The sequence below is a fragment of the Microbacterium sp. NPDC056052 genome, from assembly GCF_042266785.1.
Lineage (GTDB): Bacteria > Actinomycetota > Actinomycetes > Actinomycetales > Microbacteriaceae > Microbacterium.
In genome coordinates this window covers 148,679-164,654 of record NZ_JBHJWV010000007.1, presented here as the reverse complement: position 1 = coordinate 164,654, position 15,976 = coordinate 148,679, and the positions used below count along the sequence as shown (strand labels likewise).

Genomic DNA, 15,976 nt, shown 5'->3' with positions numbered 1-15,976 from the left:
TCCCCGACCGCCCACCCCCCCACGTCCCACCCCCCCCCCCCCCGCCCGCCCGGACCCCCCGCGGGCGCCGGGGCGGCGGGCCCGCTGCCGGCGTTGGCTGCTCGATTTTCGGGCAGGAGGGATCAGCTCTTCAGCTCACCCGGTTCTGCATGTGTGACAGACCCGCGCCTGCGGGAGAACTTCAGAAAGAGGAGGGCACTGATCACACCCACGAGAACGAACGGAGCCATGAATGAAAGCCAATTCGGAAAGACGGGGAGGTCAGATTCGAGGTGGAACGGCAACCCGATAAGAACTGCTCCTGCGGCGGCCCCCACCAGGCCGGCGAACAGCCACCCGGCGGCAAGAACCAGCCAGGCGCTTCCTGGCTTGCGGTCGACCGCCCCACGCGCCAGGAAGATGCCTGTCCAGCTGATCGCCAACGGCGCGAGAAGCACCATGATGGAAACCCCTGCGAGGGCAACCCCGAGAACCCCGCCGATGACGCTGAGCAGAAGAACCCCGCCCAGCGATATCGCTACGGACAATCCGAATGGTTTGACTATCATTGTTCCGCTTACCGTTCTTGTGCGTTACGCGTAATACAGGTTATGCGCGAAGTTGTTCCAGGTGGCAGAGGCGGCGAGGACGTACGCGGGTTGCCCGAGTGCGACAGGGTCATCGTTCTTGATCCACCCTGTGACGACCAACTCTGAATAGATGTAATCGGGATTCCCGGCATCCCACCTGGGGTTGAAGTCGAAGCTGATCGTCGACCCTTCGCCGTCGACATGATCGGCCGCGGCCCGGAAGTAGTATCCGAACCAGCTCTTGTTGCCATCGGTGAAGTAGTTCGTCGTCTGCATGATGCAGTGGAAGTTCCAAATGACGCCTGAACCCGCGTAGGGACGTACCACCAGGGGGAGATCCTGATCAAGGGAGGGGAAATACTTGGGTGCGCCCTCCACGGGGAAGTAGCAGTTGAAGCAGTTCATCAGCTTGCTTCTGATCCCAGATGGGGTTTTGTTCTCGATCAGCGCGGTATGTGAATACGACCATGCCGGATCGATGAGGACCGGATAGGCGATGTCCTTGCGGTCCAGATCGACAATCTGAGTGAGCGTGTCCCCGGAAAGCGAGTAGGAAGTCTGGAGTTTAGCGCCGTTCGCGTCCTTTGCCCACGGCGACAGGAGCTGACCCAGACTGGCTCCGGTTGGGCCAATCAGCATGTATCCCACGCTGTTCTCCCTCAGCGTGGTTCCGCTCGGAACGCTGAGCTTGTAATCGTATGTGCGCGACGCTTCAGGGGTCGAGATCGCTGTGAGGACCCTGACGCCGTTTCTGAGTGGCTGGACATACGCCGCGGCGGAGTCAGAATCCGTGCGCCACACGCTCATCCCGTTCGAATTGCTGACCTTGTCGGTCACATAGGTGGGCGTGATCGTGATCACGGGCGTTGTCGATAGTTTGGTCGCTCCAGGTGCAACTCTGCCGGAAGCTGCGGATTCGACCCTCTGCGGGTCGATGACGAGGTCAGGTCCCTTCACCCCTGATCTGACGGGTGCCAGGGCTGAATCTGTGACCTGAGCGGTTTCGCTCGTGATCTCGGGAGAAAGCTCCTGTACTACGGCGTTACTGTCATAGATATCCAACGGACTATCGTCGGCGGCCGCAGACAATGCGGGGGTAAATATCACCCCGCAAACGAAAAGCGACAATGTTGAATAGACGACTGATTTCTTGTTCTTCACTTTTCCTCCGGATTTTCGACATCTGGCGGGCAAGCCCCTCCCGCACAGATATGAGTTTCAACGTATCAGACGCGTTGAAAGACCGAAACATCGACGTTCGACAGGCTCGTCCCGTGATGTTCTTTGTCCCCCAAAAGGCCTACATCGACGTATAGCGATGCTCGATAAACTCCGCGCTGCTTTTGCGGACTGGCAGCAACGTCACGGCGATCAGCTGCGCCACCGAGTAAGGAGTGTAGAACTGACCGAGAGCCGAGTTCCCCAGCTCGAGCTGCATGTAGAGCTTGCCGAGCACGTCGCAGGGCTCGTCTTCCATGGCTTTGGTCACCAGCGCCAATGCCTCTGCGAATCTGGTGAGCTGAGCATCGCCGACGCCCCAGAGAGTCGGGGAGAGATGCCCGACCTATGCGATGAGGTGCAGGCGATACGGCGTCAGGGATCTCGTCGGCTTACCCAAATCTTGACAGGATCTGCCTCCGTACGCTGCGATAGCCAGCAAGCCAACACGTATACATGTGCTCGCTTCGCTCACACCGCGCTCCGCGCGAGGGGGATCTCGGCTGACACCACGCTCCGCCTGGGGCGCTACTTCGGCGTCTCGGCCCAGTTCTGGCTCAACCTGCAGACGCGGCATGAGCTGGACCTGGCTGAGAATCGGGCCGCCGAGCACATCGCAGCGATCACTCCGCTGAGGGCTGCGTGACGCTCGAAGCTCGCTAGACGCCTAGCGAGCTGCTCGCCGCGGCTCGGCTGATTTCGGTCCGCGTCAGCGCCCCTGGCGCTTCTTGTAGGGCTTGGGCTGTCCCTTCACGGCGGGAGCCCGGCCTTTTCCTTTGGAGGCTTTGGCCTTGCCGCCCGACGGCGCGTCCGACTTCCGCGGAGGCGGCGGGAGCGCGGCGATCCTGTCCCGCGCCTCGGGGAGCAGGAGAAGGCCGGCACTGGTCAGGCTGGTCGAGCTTCCACGGGTGACGAGCGGGTGCCCGACCTCTTCCTCGAGCTTCTCGATGGACGAATACAGGGCGGCGAGTGGGATGCCGAGCCGGTCGGCCGCGCGCGGGAAGTGCAGTTCCTCCGCGACGGCGACGAACCGCCGAAGCTGGGTGATCTTCATGGAACCCTTCCTTTCGCGCGCAGTTCGCGGCGTCGTCCAGCGTACGGGGCTTCCGCTGATCGGTTGCACCGGGGGGCGAGAGGTAGGAGGCGAGATCGCCGCGAAGGGTGCCTCGCCGGACCGCACGCACTACGGTGGGGCCGTGGAAGCGCGCACAGGCAAGACCACGGTGCACTACGTCGAGCACGGTTCGGGCCGGCCCGCTCTGATCCTGCACGGAGCAGGCGTGGATCATCGCGAGTCCGAGGCCTGCTTCGAACCGGCGTTCGCCGGGACCACGGGGATCCGGCGGATCTATCCGGATCTGCCCGGGATGGGCCGCACGCCCGCGCCGGCGGGGATCGGCAGTGCAGAGGACGTGCTGGCCGTGCTCCTCGAATTCGCGGAGCTCGTGGGCGGCGGCGAACCCTGTCTCGTCGTCGGGCATTCGGCGGGAGCGCATTTCGCGCTGGCGATGGCCGAGCGCCGATCCTCCCGCGTGGCGGGCCTCGCCCTGGTCTGTCCGCTGCTGCCGGGCATCCGCGACGTTCCGGAGCATCGCATGGTCGTCGGATCCGGCGATCTCGGCGACGACGAGTTCCGAGGCTATTTCGTGGTGCAGACGCGGGAGATGCTCGAGCGGTACGAGCGGTTCGTCGTGCCAGGAATGGAGCTCGCGGACGATGCTGCGATGGAGCGGATCGCCGAACGCTGGGAGCTGAAGCCAGGGGAGGGGGCGCCGTTCGACGGCCCGACGCTGGTGGTGGCGGGCCGGCTCGACTCGACGGTCGGATACGCCGCCGCGCTCGATCTCGTCGATCGCCACCCGCACGCGACGGCGGCGGTTCTGGATGGCGCCGGCCACGCGCTTCCGCACGAGCGGCCCGAACTGTTGCGCGCGCTGATCCGGGACTGGGTGGATCGGGTCCTGCGCTGAGCGCCCCCTCGCGTCTCGCGGCTCGTAGGATGACGGTGTCGTCCAGAGGAGGCACGGCCATGTCCGATCCCGATGAGCACTCCACGCCCCGGCATGTCCCGGAACCGGGTGAGCCCACGATCCCCGAACTCGAGGAGGACGAGAACATCGCGCCTCGCCCGGAGGAGGAGATCGCGGATCTGCTCCGTGCCGAGCCCGATGAGGGAGACCAGGTCAGCTGACCCGCCTGACCTCCTGCGGCCAGCCGCAGGCCTCGGCGATCCTGCCTGCCCATGCCTTCGCAGCGTTGTCGTCGGCGACGTCGATGATCGTGAGGCCGCCGATGCGCTGCTCGGTCGGGGCGAAGGGGCCGGATGCGATCACCGTCGTTCCGCCGGTCGCGTCGGCGGTGAACGCCGCATCGTCGTCCTCGTGCACGCCCGCCGCGAAGACGAGGGCGCCGGCGTCCCTGATGTCGGACACCACGGCATTGGCGAGCGGCCCGCGCTCGGCGAACCACTCGGGGCTGTGATCGCCCACCCACTGCTGGTTGAAGTAGATGATGTACTGCGTCATCGGTGCTCCTCGCATCCCCCGTGCGGCCACGGGCCGTGTCGCGATCGTACGCCGAGGGGTGTCCTGCTTTCGAGCCTCGACGCGGAACCGGTGCGGCACTCCCGCCCCGGCGACAGCCCAGCGGAGGCCCCGGTGAGACTCGATACGATGTCTCGGTGACTACCGAGAACAACAGCATCTTCGAACCCGATGGCCGCGCGATCCCCTACATCGATGAGATGTCGGAGGGTGACGGACCCGTTCTGGTGCTGATCCCGGGACGCGGCCTCGAAGGCGGAGCGCTGGGATCGGTCGCACACATCCTCGCCGGCGAAGGGATCCGCGTCCTGCGGATCGGCAACCGCAAGGACGACGACGTGACGCTCGAGGACCGGGTGCAGGACGCGAGCGACGTCATGGACCACGTCGGCATCGGCGCGACCTGGATCGGCGGCCACGGCGTGGGCGGCACGGTCGCCCGCGCGCTCTCCGCCAAGCGCACGGATCGGGCCCTCGGCGTGCTGCTGCTCGGCGTCGAGGACGTCGAGGTGCCGATCGCGCCCTCGGTGCCGATCCTGATCATCCAGGGATCCGCGGACGACGTCATGCCGCCGGCGAACGGCGAGAAGCTGCGCGCCTCCGCGGTGGAGCGCGCCAGCGTCGTGACCATCGAGGGCGGCGGGCACCTGTTCCCCGTGAGCGACCCGGTCGACACGGCGTTCGCCATCGAGGACTACCTGGCCTGGGACTGACACCCGGCCGCGGAGGGCTACGACGTCACGCTCGTGCGCGACGCGCGCACCACGATCGATGCGACGGTGGACACGTCCGGATCTCCGGTGAGCAGATCGTCGCCCACACGAACATGTAATTCGCAGGCCTCCGCTATCCGGGCCAGGAGTTCGCCGTCGTGCGGCACGATGAGGTCGCGCTCGCCTGAACGGCGAAGAGGGTGGATGTCCGACCCCGGTGCGAGGATGGGCGCATGCCCGAGTCTCCGGAGGTGCAGGCGCTGGTCGAATTCCTCGACGAGCGGATCCGCGGTCGTGCGATCGCCGACCTGGATGTCGGTGAGTTCCGCATCGTCAAGACGCGGGATCGCCCGCCGGCGTCGGTGGTCGGTGCGCGCGTCAGAGGTCTGGAGCGCTTCGGCAAGCACGTCGGCTTCGACACCGACGCCGGGTGGCTGATGATCGGCTTCGGTCGCAACGGCTGGATCCGGTGGCATGCCCCGGAGGATCCGCCGCGTGCGGAGCCCGTGCCGGAAGTCGCGCGAATAGCGCTCGACGACGGCGCCGTGATGCAGCTCGTGGACATGGGCGACTTCCTGGCCGTCACCGCGAACGTCGTCGACGCGCCCGCGGACGTCGCCGGCATCGCGGCGCTGGGGCCGGATCCCCTTGCGGAGGACTTCGATCGCGACGCCTTCGAGCGTGCGCTCGGCGGCCGGCGCAAGCAGATCAAGGCGCTGCTGCAGGAGCAGACGTCGCTCGCGGGCATCGGCAACGCCTACTCCGACGAGATCCTGCACCGCGCGAAGATCTCGCCGGTGGTGCATGCCGCCCTGCTCGACGGCGAGGAGCGGGAGCGGCTCTTCCGCGCCACGGTCGACGTGATGAGGGACGCGCTCTCGGAGCGCCGGGGTCTGCGGCCCGATCGGCTCAAGCAGGCGAAGGTCGCCGCGATGGCCGTGCACGGGCGCGGCGGCGAGGCATGCCCGGTGTGCGGCACGACGATCGTCGACCGCGTCTTCGGCGGGGCCTCGGCGCAGCTCTGTCCGCATTGCCAGCCCGAACGCTCGGCGGCATGAACCGACCGCGGGGATAGCATTCGGTGGTGAGCGAGCTTCCTCTGCGACACCGTTGGCGCGTGCGCGCGACCATCGCGATCGTCGTCGGCGTCATCATCGGGATCGTCGTCACGCCGTTCCTCGGCCTCGCGGCGGGGATCCTCGCGGGATGGGGTGCGCTCGCGCTCGTCAGCGTCGTGTGGATCCTGCTGGTCGTGTGGCGGATGGATGCCGCGCAGACGCACGCGCACGCGATCGAGGAGGATCCCGGACGCGGCGCCGCCCGGGTGATTTCGCTGACCGGCAGTTTCGTCAGCATCGCCGCCGTTCTCGTCGTGGTGCTGCAGGCCCGGCACGCCGAGGGATGGACGCAGTTCGCGCTCGCGGGGAGCGCCGTGCTCAGCGTCGCCGCCTCGTGGGGGCTCATCCAGACCGACTACATGCTGCGGTACGCGAAGCTCTACTACGACGGATCCGGCGGGATCGTCTTCAATCAGAAAGGGGATCCGGAGTACACCGACTTCATCTACTTCTCGGTCGGGCTCGGGATGACCTATCAGGTGGCGGACACCAACGTCACGCGCAACGCGATCCGACGCATCGTCATCGCACAGACGACGATCGCCTACGTGTTCGGTGCGCTGATCCTCGGCACGATCATCAACCTCGTCACCGGACTGGGGTGACGGCGGGGAGTTCCTCGCGCAGACGCGGTTCGGTGCGTCGTTCGGGGCGCACACCCGCCTTGTCGGCGTAGAACGCGCGGATCCGGTCCATGTCCGCCGCGACATCGCCGGTGAGTTCGAAGGTGGGGCCGAGACCGGTCGTCATGGTGGTGCGGTCGACGAACCCGAGGGTCACCGGCATCCCCGTCTCCTGGGCGATGCGGTAGAAGCCGCTCTTCCAATACTCGTTGCCGCCGCGCGTGCCGTCAGGGGTGACCACCAGCCCGAACACGGCGCCGCCGTTCACCTGCGCGACGACCTCATCCACGACGCGGGAGGGATCCGACCGGTCCACCGGGATGCCGCCGAGGCGGCGCATGAGCGGGCCGCGCCAGCCGTGGAACAGGCTCTTCTTGCCGAGCCAGTGCACGTCGATGCCGAGACGCCACGCGATGCCGAGCATGAGCACGAAGTCCCAGTTCGACGTGTGCGGGGCGCCGATCAGCACGGTCGGACGCGTCGGTGCCGGTTCCGTCGCGAGCGTCCAGCGGCTGAGCGACCAGAACGCGCGGGCGGCGAGGCGTTTGAGCATCCGTCCACGGTAAAGGGATGCGCATGCCGCACTCCGCATGAACGGGAACGGGCGCATGACCGGACGCGGGGTCCGGGTCATGCGTCCGTTCGGGGTGCCGAGGGTCAGGCGACCTTCGGCATCAGGGAGAACGACACGGCGCCCTCCTCATTCACGTTCGCGTCGAGGACCTTGTCGTCCAGGACGATGGCGGCCTCCCCTTCGAGGAAGACAGGGGCGCCGGGCAGATCCAGGATCTGGTCGTCCGGCTCCGGCGAGACGACCACGTCGGCGGCGAGGCGGGGTTCGCCCGCCTGTCCCGGCGTCTCGGCCGTGTGGATGCGCAGTCCCGCGCCCTCCGTGTCGGTACGACGACGGACGAGCGTGGTGACCAGCGCAGTGGCGTTGTCGGTCAAGGTGAGCACGAGGCACTCCTTCCGGTTGCGGACATGCCGAGGTCACGGCATGTGTCCGGGCCACGATTCCTCTTTGGGACCGAGCTCTCAACCGCTGCGGGGCGATTCGCCCCGATTCGGAGGGTCTTCCCACCTGGGAGCGCTCGGGCGGCGCTGGATTCAGGCGGCGGCGGTTCGGAGCGCCGCCGCCGTCGCCGGATCCAGCCCTGGCACCTCGTCCGTCGGCACGGCGAGGGCGAGCAGCGACCGGCTGAAGTAGTTGCGCGCGGCGGCGGCGAGGGTGATGTCCACGATCTGGCGATCGTCGTAGCCGGCGTCCCGCAGCCGCTGCGTGTCGGCGTCGGCCATTGCACGCGGATCCGTGGAGAGCGCCTCGGCGTAGCGGATCACGGCCTGTTCGGCAGGAGTGAATCCGCTGTCGTCCCCGCGCGCGAACGCGGCGAGTCCGTCGTCGCTGAGCACCTCGGCCCGCAGTGACTTCCGCCCATGGGCGAGCAGGCAGTGCGGGGATCCGATCGCGCGGGCCGCGCCGAGCGTCGCCGCCTCGTACACGCGCACGCCGATGGACGGGACGATCGCCCGGATGAGTGCCATGAAGGCCTCGTGCGCCGCCGGGTTCACCGCCATCGCCCGGGTGTACGCGAACACGAAGCCCGCGTCCGCGATGTCCTCGGCGTACATGTCGGCGGCATGTCCTTCGACGGTCTCGGCTCCTTCGACGGTCTCGGCCGGGGGAGTGCTGATGATCATGGGAAGCTCCTTCGCATCCGCGCCGGGGCGTCCTCGCAGGCGGCGAACCCCAGCGCACGAGCGAAGACTACGCCCGGCGGGTGCCCGGCGACATGGGGCGAACGCCTCAACGGCGCCTGCTGCCGCGCACGGGCGTAGCATCGAGGGATGACCACCGCAGCCGAATCCGAGCAGCAGACCTCCGCGGACGCCGAGCGTCCGACGAACGGCGCTGCTCCGGGCGACGTCACGGGCGCCGCTCTCGGAGGCCTGGCGCTGTTCCCGGGCCTCGGCGCCGCCGATGCCGGCCTGTGCATCGACGGCGTCTGCCGTCTCCCCGGCGCCAAGGCCTGACCGCCCCTCGCGTCCCCGGTCGACGCCCCGTCTCCGGGCCGTCCCCGTCTTCGGGCCGTCCCCGTCTTCGGGCCGTCCCCGTCAGGGTGCCTCCACATCAGGGTCGTCCCCGTGAGCGGAGCCTATGGCGTGCGTTTGTCGGGACGACTCGGGTTTGTGGTGCTGCACTTTCTGGGTCGTCCCTGTGAGCGGAGGCCATGGCGTGCGCTCACGGGGACGACTCGGGGTAGTGGGTTGGAGACATCTCCGGGGATCCGGACGCGACCACGTCAGGCGGCGCGGGGAACGCCGAGGAGTCGCAGGTCGCGGGCGATGGCCGCCGGGGTTTCGCGGAGCTCGCGCGCGGTGCAGCGGATCTGCACACGGTCATGTGAGGCGAGCGCTCGCTGGCGGGCGAGGTCGTCTTCCCAGTGCTCGACGTCCATGTGGAACGATCCGTCGATCTCCAGCACCAGCGTTCGCCCGTCGGGCAGCTGCCATTCGCAGTCGGTGAACCGGATCCGACCGCGCGCATCCCGACGCTTGGTTTGCTGCCGGGGTGCGCAAAGGCCGTGGTCGCGACACATCCGCAGCACGTCGAGCTCAGCGACGGACTGGGATCCGTCTGCGATCTCGGCCAGTGTTTGACGGAACATCGGCGCCCACCGCAGGGGCCGCATGCGATCGACCCATTCGCGCAGCAGCGCCGGCGTCGTGAGCCCCTGCTGTACGGCCGCCGCCACGACTCCTTCTGCCGTGCGCGTCGACGGCTGATACGCCGCGAAGTGGAGTACGGCGGGTTCGAACCGGCAGACGGGAAGCTCGAGGTCGGGTCGTCTCATCGTCTTCAGCGGTCGCCGCGTCTCGACGAAGCGGATTCCGCGCAACGGCGGTCCGAGCTCGCGGCCTTGCGGGACAAGCACGGTGACCTCTTCGCGATGCCAATTGCGCAGTCCGCCGAGTTCCGCCGCCGTGAGGTCGCCGACGAGCGAGGCGCCGCCTGCATGCAGGACTCCGAGCCGCATGAGCTGCGCGCGGGTGAGTTCGCCGGTGGTCGTGCCGATGACGAGCGACGATCGCGCGACCCATCGATCCGTCGAGATCCGATGCCGGATCGTGCCTCGGCTCACCCCGAGCGCATGCAGCTGAGCGCGGGTGATCAGTCCCTGTTGTGCGTGTGCGACTTCGCGCCATCCCATGCCACGCAAGAGTGCCGCATGGAGGCGAGTCGCCTCGGAAACTATCCACAACCTCCGAGTCGTCCCTGCCAGCGCACTCTATGGCGTGCGCTCACGGGGACGACCCGGGATAGGGTGCCCGCGTCGCCGAGTCGTCCCCGACGGCGGCGCCTATAGCGTGCGCTCACGGGGACGACTCGGAACACGGTCCCCGTCCGCGCCAGGCGGAGCCGCACACGCTGCCACAACCGACGAGTCGTCCCTGCCAGCGGCGCCTATGGCGTGCGCTCACGGGGACGACCCGGGATATGGGTGCCCGCGTCGCCGAGTCGTCCCTGCCAGCGGCGCCTATAGCGTGCGCTCACTGGGACGACTCGGAACGTGGCCCCAGTCGGTGCCACGCAGCGCAGGACACGCTGCCTCAACCGACGAGTCGTCCCCGCCAGCGGCGCCTATGGCGTGCGCTGAGGGGGACGACTCGGAATGGACTCGGAATGGAGAGAGACCTGGGGGTCAGTGCATCGCGGGGGCGGAGCCCTCGGGGGAGCCGGCTTCGTCCGGCTGGTCCTCGGGCTTGCGGATGATGAACGCGCCGAGGATCGTCACGGTCGCAATGACCGCGCCGATCACGAACGTGCTGCGCGAACCGGCCGCGACGGCATCGGGCACCTCGGTGCCGCCGTTCGCGTTCACGATGAGCGTGAACACCGCGATCATCACCGCGATGCCGGCCGCACCCGCCACCTGCTGCACGGTGCCGATGACCGCACTGCCGTAGGAGTAGAACTTCGGCTTGAGCGACGCCAGCGACGCGGTGAACAGCGGCGTGAACGACAGGGCGAGCCCGATCGACAGCAGCGTCTGCGCGACGAGCACGATCCACACCGAGGTGGTGGTGGCGAGCGTCGTGTAGAACCACAGCGACGCGGCGGTGAGGATCGAGCCGGGGATCAGCAGGATCTTCGTGCCCCGGGCGTCGTAGATCCGCCCGATCACCGGGCCGAGCAGGCCCATCGCGAGCGCACCGGGCAGCAGCACGAGACCCGCCTCCGTGGTCTCCAGACCGAGCGCCTTCTGCAGGAACAGCGGGATCACCGTGAGCGTCCCGAAGAACGCGAGCGACAGCAGGAACATCTGCACCATCGAGAGGGTGAAGTCGCGCGAGGCGAACACCCGCAGGTCGAGCAGCGCGTCGTCCTTGCGCTGCAGGATCACCTGGCGCCAGAGGAACGCGACGAGCCCGACCACGCCCACGACCAGCGAGATCACAAGGGGAGCGGCGGTGCCGCCGCCGCCGGCGAGGGCGCCGATCTGGCTGAGCCCGAACACGAGACCGCCGAAGCCGAACGCGCTCAGCACGATCGACAGCACGTCGAGAGGCGCGTTGGTGCGCTCGCCGACGTTCGTCAGGAAGCGCCAGCCGATGAGCATCGCGACCAGCGCGATCGGCAGCACCACCACGAAGATCGCGCGCCAGCTGAAGTGATCGAGCAGGAAGCCCGACAGCGTCGGCCCGATCGCGGGCGCGAGCGAGATGACGATGCTGACGCGCCCCATCATCCGTCCGCGGCTCGCCGCGGGGACCAGGTTCATGAGCGTCGTCATGAGCAGCGGCATCATGATCGCGGTGCCGGAGGCCTGCACGACGCGGGCGATGAGCAGCACCGTGAAGCCGGGCGCGAGCGCGGCGATGAGCGTTCCCGCGGAGAACAGCGCCAGGGCGCCGAGGAACATCTGCCGCGTCGTGAAGCGCTGCAGCAGGAAGCCGGTCGTGGGGATCACGACGGCCATCGTCAGCATGAACGCGCTCGTCACCCACTGCGCGGCGAGGGGCGTGATCTTGAGATCGTCGATGAGATGCGGGATCGCCATGCTCATCGTCGTCTCGTTGAGGATGGCGACGAAGGCAGCGGCGAGCAGCACCCAGATGACCGCCATGTCTCGGCGGGGGATGAGAGAGGATCCTGCGCTCGTGGGCACGGAATCGGTGTGTGTGGCGGACATGCGCTCCTCCGGGAAAGCATTTCGAGGGGGAAGCTACGCGGAACGGCGAGCGACTATCAGGCTAACCACAGGGTCGGACATTCCATTCCCGGCTCGGATCCGAAGTCGCTCGCGCTGCGGTGGGCAGCGCCCGCTCACGGGTGTTGCGCCCTGAGCGGAAGAGCCCGGCCGGTGCGCCGCGACGTCCCCGCTCGGACATACGCTTGCCCCGAAGCAGAGAACGGCAGGTGCCGACGGCGCGGGCGACCGGCGGCGGTCAGGGGTGTGGGCGGATGAGCATGATGGCCAGGATGGGCGGCGTGCGCGGCGGCCGCCCCGTCGACGAGGCGGCGCAGCGCAAGCAGAACGCGGACGCACCCCGCATCCCCGACCTCGGGCGCAGGGTGGTCGGGCTGTTCCGGCCGTACCGGAACCGGATCCTGATGACGGTCCTGCTCGTCATCGTCGGCGCAGCGCTCGGCGTGGTCCCGCCGCTCCTGGTGCAGAAGGTCTTCGACGACGCGCTGTTCCCGCACGGCGGCGGACCGCAGCTCGACCTGCTGGTGGTCCTCGTCGTCTCGATGATCGGCCTGTACCTGCTGTCGTCCGGACTGGGCGTCGTGCAGACCTGGCTCACCTCCACCGTCGGCAACAGCGTCACGGGCGACCTGCGCGTGCGACTGTTCGAGCACCTGCAGTCGATGGAGCTGGGCTTCTTCACACGCACCAAGACCGGTGTCATCCAGTCCCGCCTGCAGAACGACGTCGGCGGCGTCTCCGGCGTGCTCACGAGCACGGTCACGAGCATCCTCGGCAACACCGTCACGGTGATCGCCTCGCTCGTCGCGATGATCGTGCTGGATTGGCGGCTGACCATCATCGCCGTGTGCGTGATGCCGATCCTCGTGCTCGTGCAGCGCCGGGTGGGTCAGGTGCGCGCGCGGATCGCCGGACAGACGCAGGAGTCGCTGTCCGAGCTCACCGCCATCACGCAGGAGACGCTCAGCGTCTCGGGGATCCTGCTGTCGAAGTCGTTCAACCGCCAGCGCTCCGAGTCGGCGCGCTATCAGGCGCAGAACCGCACCCAGATCCGCCTGCAGGTGCGCACCGCGATGAGCGGGCAGGGGTTCTTCGCGGTGGTGTCGGTGCTGATGTCGAGCGTGCCGGCGATCATCTATCTCGTCGCGGGTTTCCTGGTCGCGGGCGGCACCGGGACGATCACCGCCGGCGCGATCGTGGCCTTCACGACCGTGCAGGCGCGCCTGCTCATGCCGCTGATCGGGCTCATGCGGGTCGCGCTCGACGTGCAGACATCGCAGGCGCTGTTCGCGCGCATCTTCGAGTACCTCGACCTGGTGCCCCAGATCCAGGACGCGCCGGATGCGCGGTCCGCAACGGAGGCGCCCGGACCGCGCGGCCGGCTGGAGTTCCGCGACGTGCGGTTCCGCTACCCCGATGCGTCGCCGGCGGCGCGCGACACCCTGCAGGGGATCTCGTTCACGGCCGAGCCCGGCCAGCACGTGGCCTTCGTCGGCCCGTCCGGCGCGGGCAAGACGACGATCCTCTACCTCGCGCCGCGTCTCTACGAGGCGTCTGAGGGGGCGGTGCTCTTCGACGGCGCCGACGTGCGCGACCTCACGCAGGAGTCGATCATCGACGAGATCGGGATCGTGTCGCAGGAGACCTATCTGTTCCACGCCACGATCCGGGAGAACCTCGTCTACTCCAAGCCGGACGCAACGGAGGAGGAGCTCGTCGCGGCGTGCACGGCCGCCAACATCCACCACGTGATCGTGGGCTTCGAGGACGGCTACGACACCGTGGTGGGGGAGCGCGGCTACCGGCTCTCCGGCGGCGAGAAGCAGCGCATCGCGATCGCGCGGGTGCTGCTGAAGGATCCGCCCGTGCTGCTGCTGGACGAGGCGACATCCGCGCTCGACACCGTCTCGGAGCGGGTGGTCCAGGAGGCGCTGGACGAGGCCGCCAAGGGCCGCACCACGCTCACCATCGCGCACCGACTGTCGACCGTGATCGGCGCGGACGTCATCCACGTCGTGCAGGACGGGCGGATCGTCGAGTCCGGCACGCATGCCGAGCTGCTCGCGCAGGGCGGGCTCTACGCCGACCTCGCCGCGCAGCAGGTGGCCGCGGCCCGGATCGACGACGACATCCGTACGGTCTGATCGCGCGAGGCGCCCGCGGCTCCGACCTCCCGAGGAGGCCGGAGCCGCGCTCGCTCAGTGCGAGCTCAGCCCGCCGTCGACGAACAGCGAGTGCCCCGTGACGTAGGCGGAGCCGGCGCCCGCGAGGAACACGGCGGCGCCCGCGAAGTCGGAGGGCAGGCCGTTGCGGCCGATCATCGTGCGCGCGGCGAGCGCCGCGATCTGCTGCGGATCCTCCTGCAGGCGGGCGTTGAGCGGCGTCAGCACGAAACCGGGAACGAGCGTGTTGCTGGTCACGCCGGTGCCGCCCCATGCCTCCGCCTCGGAGCGCATCAGGGACTCGATCGCGCCCTTCGAGACGCCGTAGATCCCGCTGCCGACGAAGGCGCGGTGCGCCTGCTGCGAGCTGATGTGGATGAGGCGGCCGTAGCCGCGCTCGGCCATGCCGGTGGCGTACCTCTGTCCGAGCAGGAACGGGGCGAGCGTGTTCACGGTCATCGTGGCGTCCCAGTCGGCCTCGGTGATGTCCGCGAAGGCGGGGCGGATGTTGATGCCCGCCGAGTTCACGAGGATGTCGGGCTCGCCGAACGGCAGCACCGCCGCCTCGCCCGCCGCGCGGATCCCGTCCCGCGTGCCGAGGTCGCCGACGACGCCTGCCGCGCGGCAGCCCGCGTCGGTGAGCTCACGCACGGTCTCCTCGATCCGCTCGGCGCCGCGGGCGACGACCACCGTGGCGGCGCCGGCGCGGGCGAGGGCGGTCGCGATGCCTCGGCCGATCCCGGAGCTGCCGCCGGTGACCACGGCGGTGCGTCCGTCGAGGGAGAAGAGGTCGGAGAGATAGTCGTTCATGGGTCGTCCTGATTCTGGGCGGCGCGGCGCGCGCGGGCGCGCCGGCCGTCCGGGCAGTGGCCGCGGTTACCAGCGCAACGCGGCGGCGAGGGTGGGATCCACGCGGGCGTCGGCGAACTCGGGGAGTGCCTCGAGCTCTTCGAGGAACGCTCGGACCGCCGCGGGATACGCGGGGTCGGGGTGGGTGCCGGCGATCTCCTGGAGCGGCGGCAGGTCCATCGCGAGGATGAGGTCGAGCCTAGCGGCAACCGCGGCGTGCGCGCCCGCCTGATGCAGCACCTCGACGCCGCCGCGGAGCGCCGCGAGATAGTCGCGCAGCACGCGGACCTTGTGCTTGCCCTGGGTGATCGAGGTGCCGTTCTCACGCAGCCGCCACTGCACCACCACGTCGGGGATGACGTCGAAGGCGCGTGCGGTCGTGTACATCCGCTGCGCCACGACCTGGTCCTCGTAGGCGACGCCCTCCGGGAACCGGAGATCCCGCCAGAACGCCGTGCGGCTCACCTTCGACCACGCCACGATGTTCGCCGACGCGGCCGGATGCGCGAAGATCGTGGTCCCGAGGCGCGCCGGATCCGTCGCCGACGCGACCCACGGCTGCACGCGCCCGACCGCATATCCCTGTCCGTCCCAGCGGGAGCGCACATAGGCGCCGGTCACGAAGTCGCTGCCGGTCGCGGCGAGGGTGCCCGTCATCCGCTCGAGGGCCGTCGGCGCGAGCTCGTCGTCGCCGTCGAGGAAGCCGAGGTACTCGGTGTCGACCAGGTCGAGCGCGGCGTTGCGGGCGGCACCCAGACCCCGGGAGCGGGCGTGGCGCAGGAGCATGAACCGGGGATCCTCGTGCGTCGCGGCCTCGAAGATCCGGCCCGTGTCGTCTCGGGAGCCGTCGTCCACGAGGATCGCCCGCCAGGACGTCTCGGTCTGCGCACGCAGGGAGTCGAGGGCGGCGGGGGCGAAGTCCGCGATGTCGCGACCGGGCACGATCACGGTCACGAGCGGAGCGGGCACTT

The 15,976-nt window shown here is 68.8% G+C and carries 19 protein-coding genes; 7 read left to right on the top strand and 12 right to left on the bottom strand.

Annotated features, from left to right (window positions below):
- Positions 1-122: 122 nt before the first annotated feature.
- From ACFC1J_RS14575 to ACFC1J_RS14560, 4 genes are all read right to left on the bottom strand, one after another.
- Positions 123-440, bottom strand: a complete 318-nt coding sequence (locus tag ACFC1J_RS14575; protein WP_375907404.1) for a hypothetical protein — start codon at positions 438-440, stop codon at positions 123-125.
- A 132-nt stretch (positions 441-572) separates the two neighbouring features.
- On the bottom strand, positions 573-1,730 hold the full coding sequence (locus tag ACFC1J_RS14570) for a hypothetical protein (RefSeq protein ID WP_375907401.1): 1,158 nt from the start codon (positions 1,728-1,730) through the stop codon (positions 573-575).
- A 139-nt stretch (positions 1,731-1,869) separates the two neighbouring features.
- Positions 1,870-2,058, bottom strand: coding sequence for a hypothetical protein (locus ACFC1J_RS14565; RefSeq protein ID WP_375907398.1), 189 nt, complete (start codon positions 2,056-2,058; stop codon positions 1,870-1,872).
- 438 nt (positions 2,059-2,496) lie between these two features.
- Entirely contained in the window at positions 2,497-2,841 is a 345-nt protein-coding gene (locus ACFC1J_RS14560; protein ID WP_375907396.1) for a LysR family transcriptional regulator, read from the bottom strand.
- Between the two features lie 142 nt (positions 2,842-2,983).
- Here ACFC1J_RS14560 and ACFC1J_RS14555 point away from each other — a divergent pair, with 142 nt between their 5' ends.
- Together ACFC1J_RS14555 and ACFC1J_RS14550 are read left to right on the top strand one after the other, a co-directional pair.
- A complete protein-coding gene (locus tag ACFC1J_RS14555; protein WP_375907393.1) occupies positions 2,984-3,757 on the top strand; it encodes an alpha/beta fold hydrolase in 774 nt (257 codons plus the stop codon).
- 59 nt (positions 3,758-3,816) lie between these two features.
- Positions 3,817-3,978 (top strand): hypothetical protein, encoded by a 162-nt coding sequence (locus tag ACFC1J_RS14550; RefSeq protein ID WP_375907391.1) that lies wholly within the window; start codon positions 3,817-3,819, stop codon positions 3,976-3,978.
- On the opposite strand, the gene ACFC1J_RS14545 is transcribed toward ACFC1J_RS14550, so the two are convergent.
- Entirely contained in the window at positions 3,971-4,312 is a 342-nt protein-coding gene (locus ACFC1J_RS14545; protein WP_375907388.1) for a YciI family protein, read from the bottom strand. The two genes, ACFC1J_RS14550 and ACFC1J_RS14545, sit on opposite strands and share 8 nt — an antisense overlap.
- 155 nt (positions 4,313-4,467) lie before the next feature.
- Here ACFC1J_RS14545 and ACFC1J_RS14540 point away from each other — a divergent pair, with 155 nt between their 5' ends.
- From ACFC1J_RS14540 to ACFC1J_RS14530, 3 genes are all read left to right on the top strand, one after another.
- The gene (locus ACFC1J_RS14540; protein ID WP_375907386.1) at positions 4,468-5,043 is read left to right on the top strand and encodes an alpha/beta fold hydrolase; all 576 of its coding nucleotides are present in this window, start codon (positions 4,468-4,470) and stop codon (positions 5,041-5,043) included.
- A gap of 233 nt (positions 5,044-5,276) precedes the next feature.
- On the top strand, positions 5,277-6,101 hold the full coding sequence (locus ACFC1J_RS14535) for an Fpg/Nei family DNA glycosylase (RefSeq protein ID WP_375907383.1): 825 nt from the start codon (positions 5,277-5,279) through the stop codon (positions 6,099-6,101).
- A 26-nt stretch (positions 6,102-6,127) separates the two neighbouring features.
- Positions 6,128-6,766 carry a DUF1345 domain-containing protein gene (locus ACFC1J_RS14530; RefSeq protein WP_375907380.1) on the top strand — a complete coding sequence of 213 codons (639 nt, stop codon included), beginning with the start codon at positions 6,128-6,130 and terminating at the stop codon, positions 6,764-6,766.
- Here ACFC1J_RS14530 and ACFC1J_RS14525 read toward each other — a convergent pair.
- The 3 genes from ACFC1J_RS14525 to ACFC1J_RS14515 form a co-directional block, all read right to left on the bottom strand.
- Complete coding sequence (locus ACFC1J_RS14525) at positions 6,750-7,337, bottom strand: 1-acyl-sn-glycerol-3-phosphate acyltransferase (protein ID WP_375907378.1); 588 nt, start codon at positions 7,335-7,337, stop codon at positions 6,750-6,752. The two genes, ACFC1J_RS14530 and ACFC1J_RS14525, sit on opposite strands and share 17 nt — an antisense overlap.
- 104 nt (positions 7,338-7,441) lie before the next feature.
- Complete coding sequence (locus ACFC1J_RS14520; RefSeq protein WP_045272208.1) at positions 7,442-7,741, bottom strand: Fe-S cluster assembly protein HesB; 300 nt, start codon at positions 7,739-7,741, stop codon at positions 7,442-7,444.
- A gap of 150 nt (positions 7,742-7,891) precedes the next feature.
- Complete coding sequence (locus ACFC1J_RS14515; protein ID WP_375907374.1) at positions 7,892-8,482, bottom strand: carboxymuconolactone decarboxylase family protein; 591 nt, start codon at positions 8,480-8,482, stop codon at positions 7,892-7,894.
- 147 nt (positions 8,483-8,629) lie between these two features.
- Here ACFC1J_RS14515 and ACFC1J_RS14510 point away from each other — a divergent pair, with 147 nt between their 5' ends.
- Entirely contained in the window at positions 8,630-8,815 is a 186-nt protein-coding gene (locus tag ACFC1J_RS14510; protein WP_375907371.1) for a hypothetical protein, read from the top strand.
- 269 nt (positions 8,816-9,084) lie between these two features.
- Here the strand turns inward: ACFC1J_RS14510 and ACFC1J_RS14505 are convergent, their stop codons facing one another.
- Entirely contained in the window at positions 9,085-9,993 is a 909-nt protein-coding gene (locus tag ACFC1J_RS14505; RefSeq protein WP_375907368.1) for a hypothetical protein, read from the bottom strand.
- A gap of 492 nt (positions 9,994-10,485) precedes the next feature.
- Positions 10,486-11,976, bottom strand: a complete 1,491-nt coding sequence (locus tag ACFC1J_RS14500) for an MDR family MFS transporter (RefSeq protein ID WP_375907365.1) — start codon at positions 11,974-11,976, stop codon at positions 10,486-10,488.
- A gap of 281 nt (positions 11,977-12,257) precedes the next feature.
- On the opposite strand from ACFC1J_RS14500, the gene ACFC1J_RS14495 reads away from it, so the two are divergent.
- On the top strand, positions 12,258-14,138 hold the full coding sequence (locus tag ACFC1J_RS14495) for an ABC transporter ATP-binding protein (RefSeq protein ID WP_375907757.1): 1,881 nt from the start codon (positions 12,258-12,260) through the stop codon (positions 14,136-14,138).
- Positions 14,139-14,192: 54 nt separating this feature from the next.
- Here ACFC1J_RS14495 and ACFC1J_RS14490 read toward each other — a convergent pair whose 3' ends face one another.
- Complete coding sequence (locus tag ACFC1J_RS14490; protein WP_375907362.1) at positions 14,193-14,966, bottom strand: SDR family NAD(P)-dependent oxidoreductase; 774 nt, start codon at positions 14,964-14,966, stop codon at positions 14,193-14,195.
- Between the two features lie 66 nt (positions 14,967-15,032).
- Positions 15,033-15,974 (bottom strand): glycosyltransferase family 2 protein, encoded by a 942-nt coding sequence (locus ACFC1J_RS14485; RefSeq protein ID WP_375907360.1) that lies wholly within the window; start codon positions 15,972-15,974, stop codon positions 15,033-15,035.
- Between the last annotated feature and the right edge of the window lie 2 nt (positions 15,975-15,976).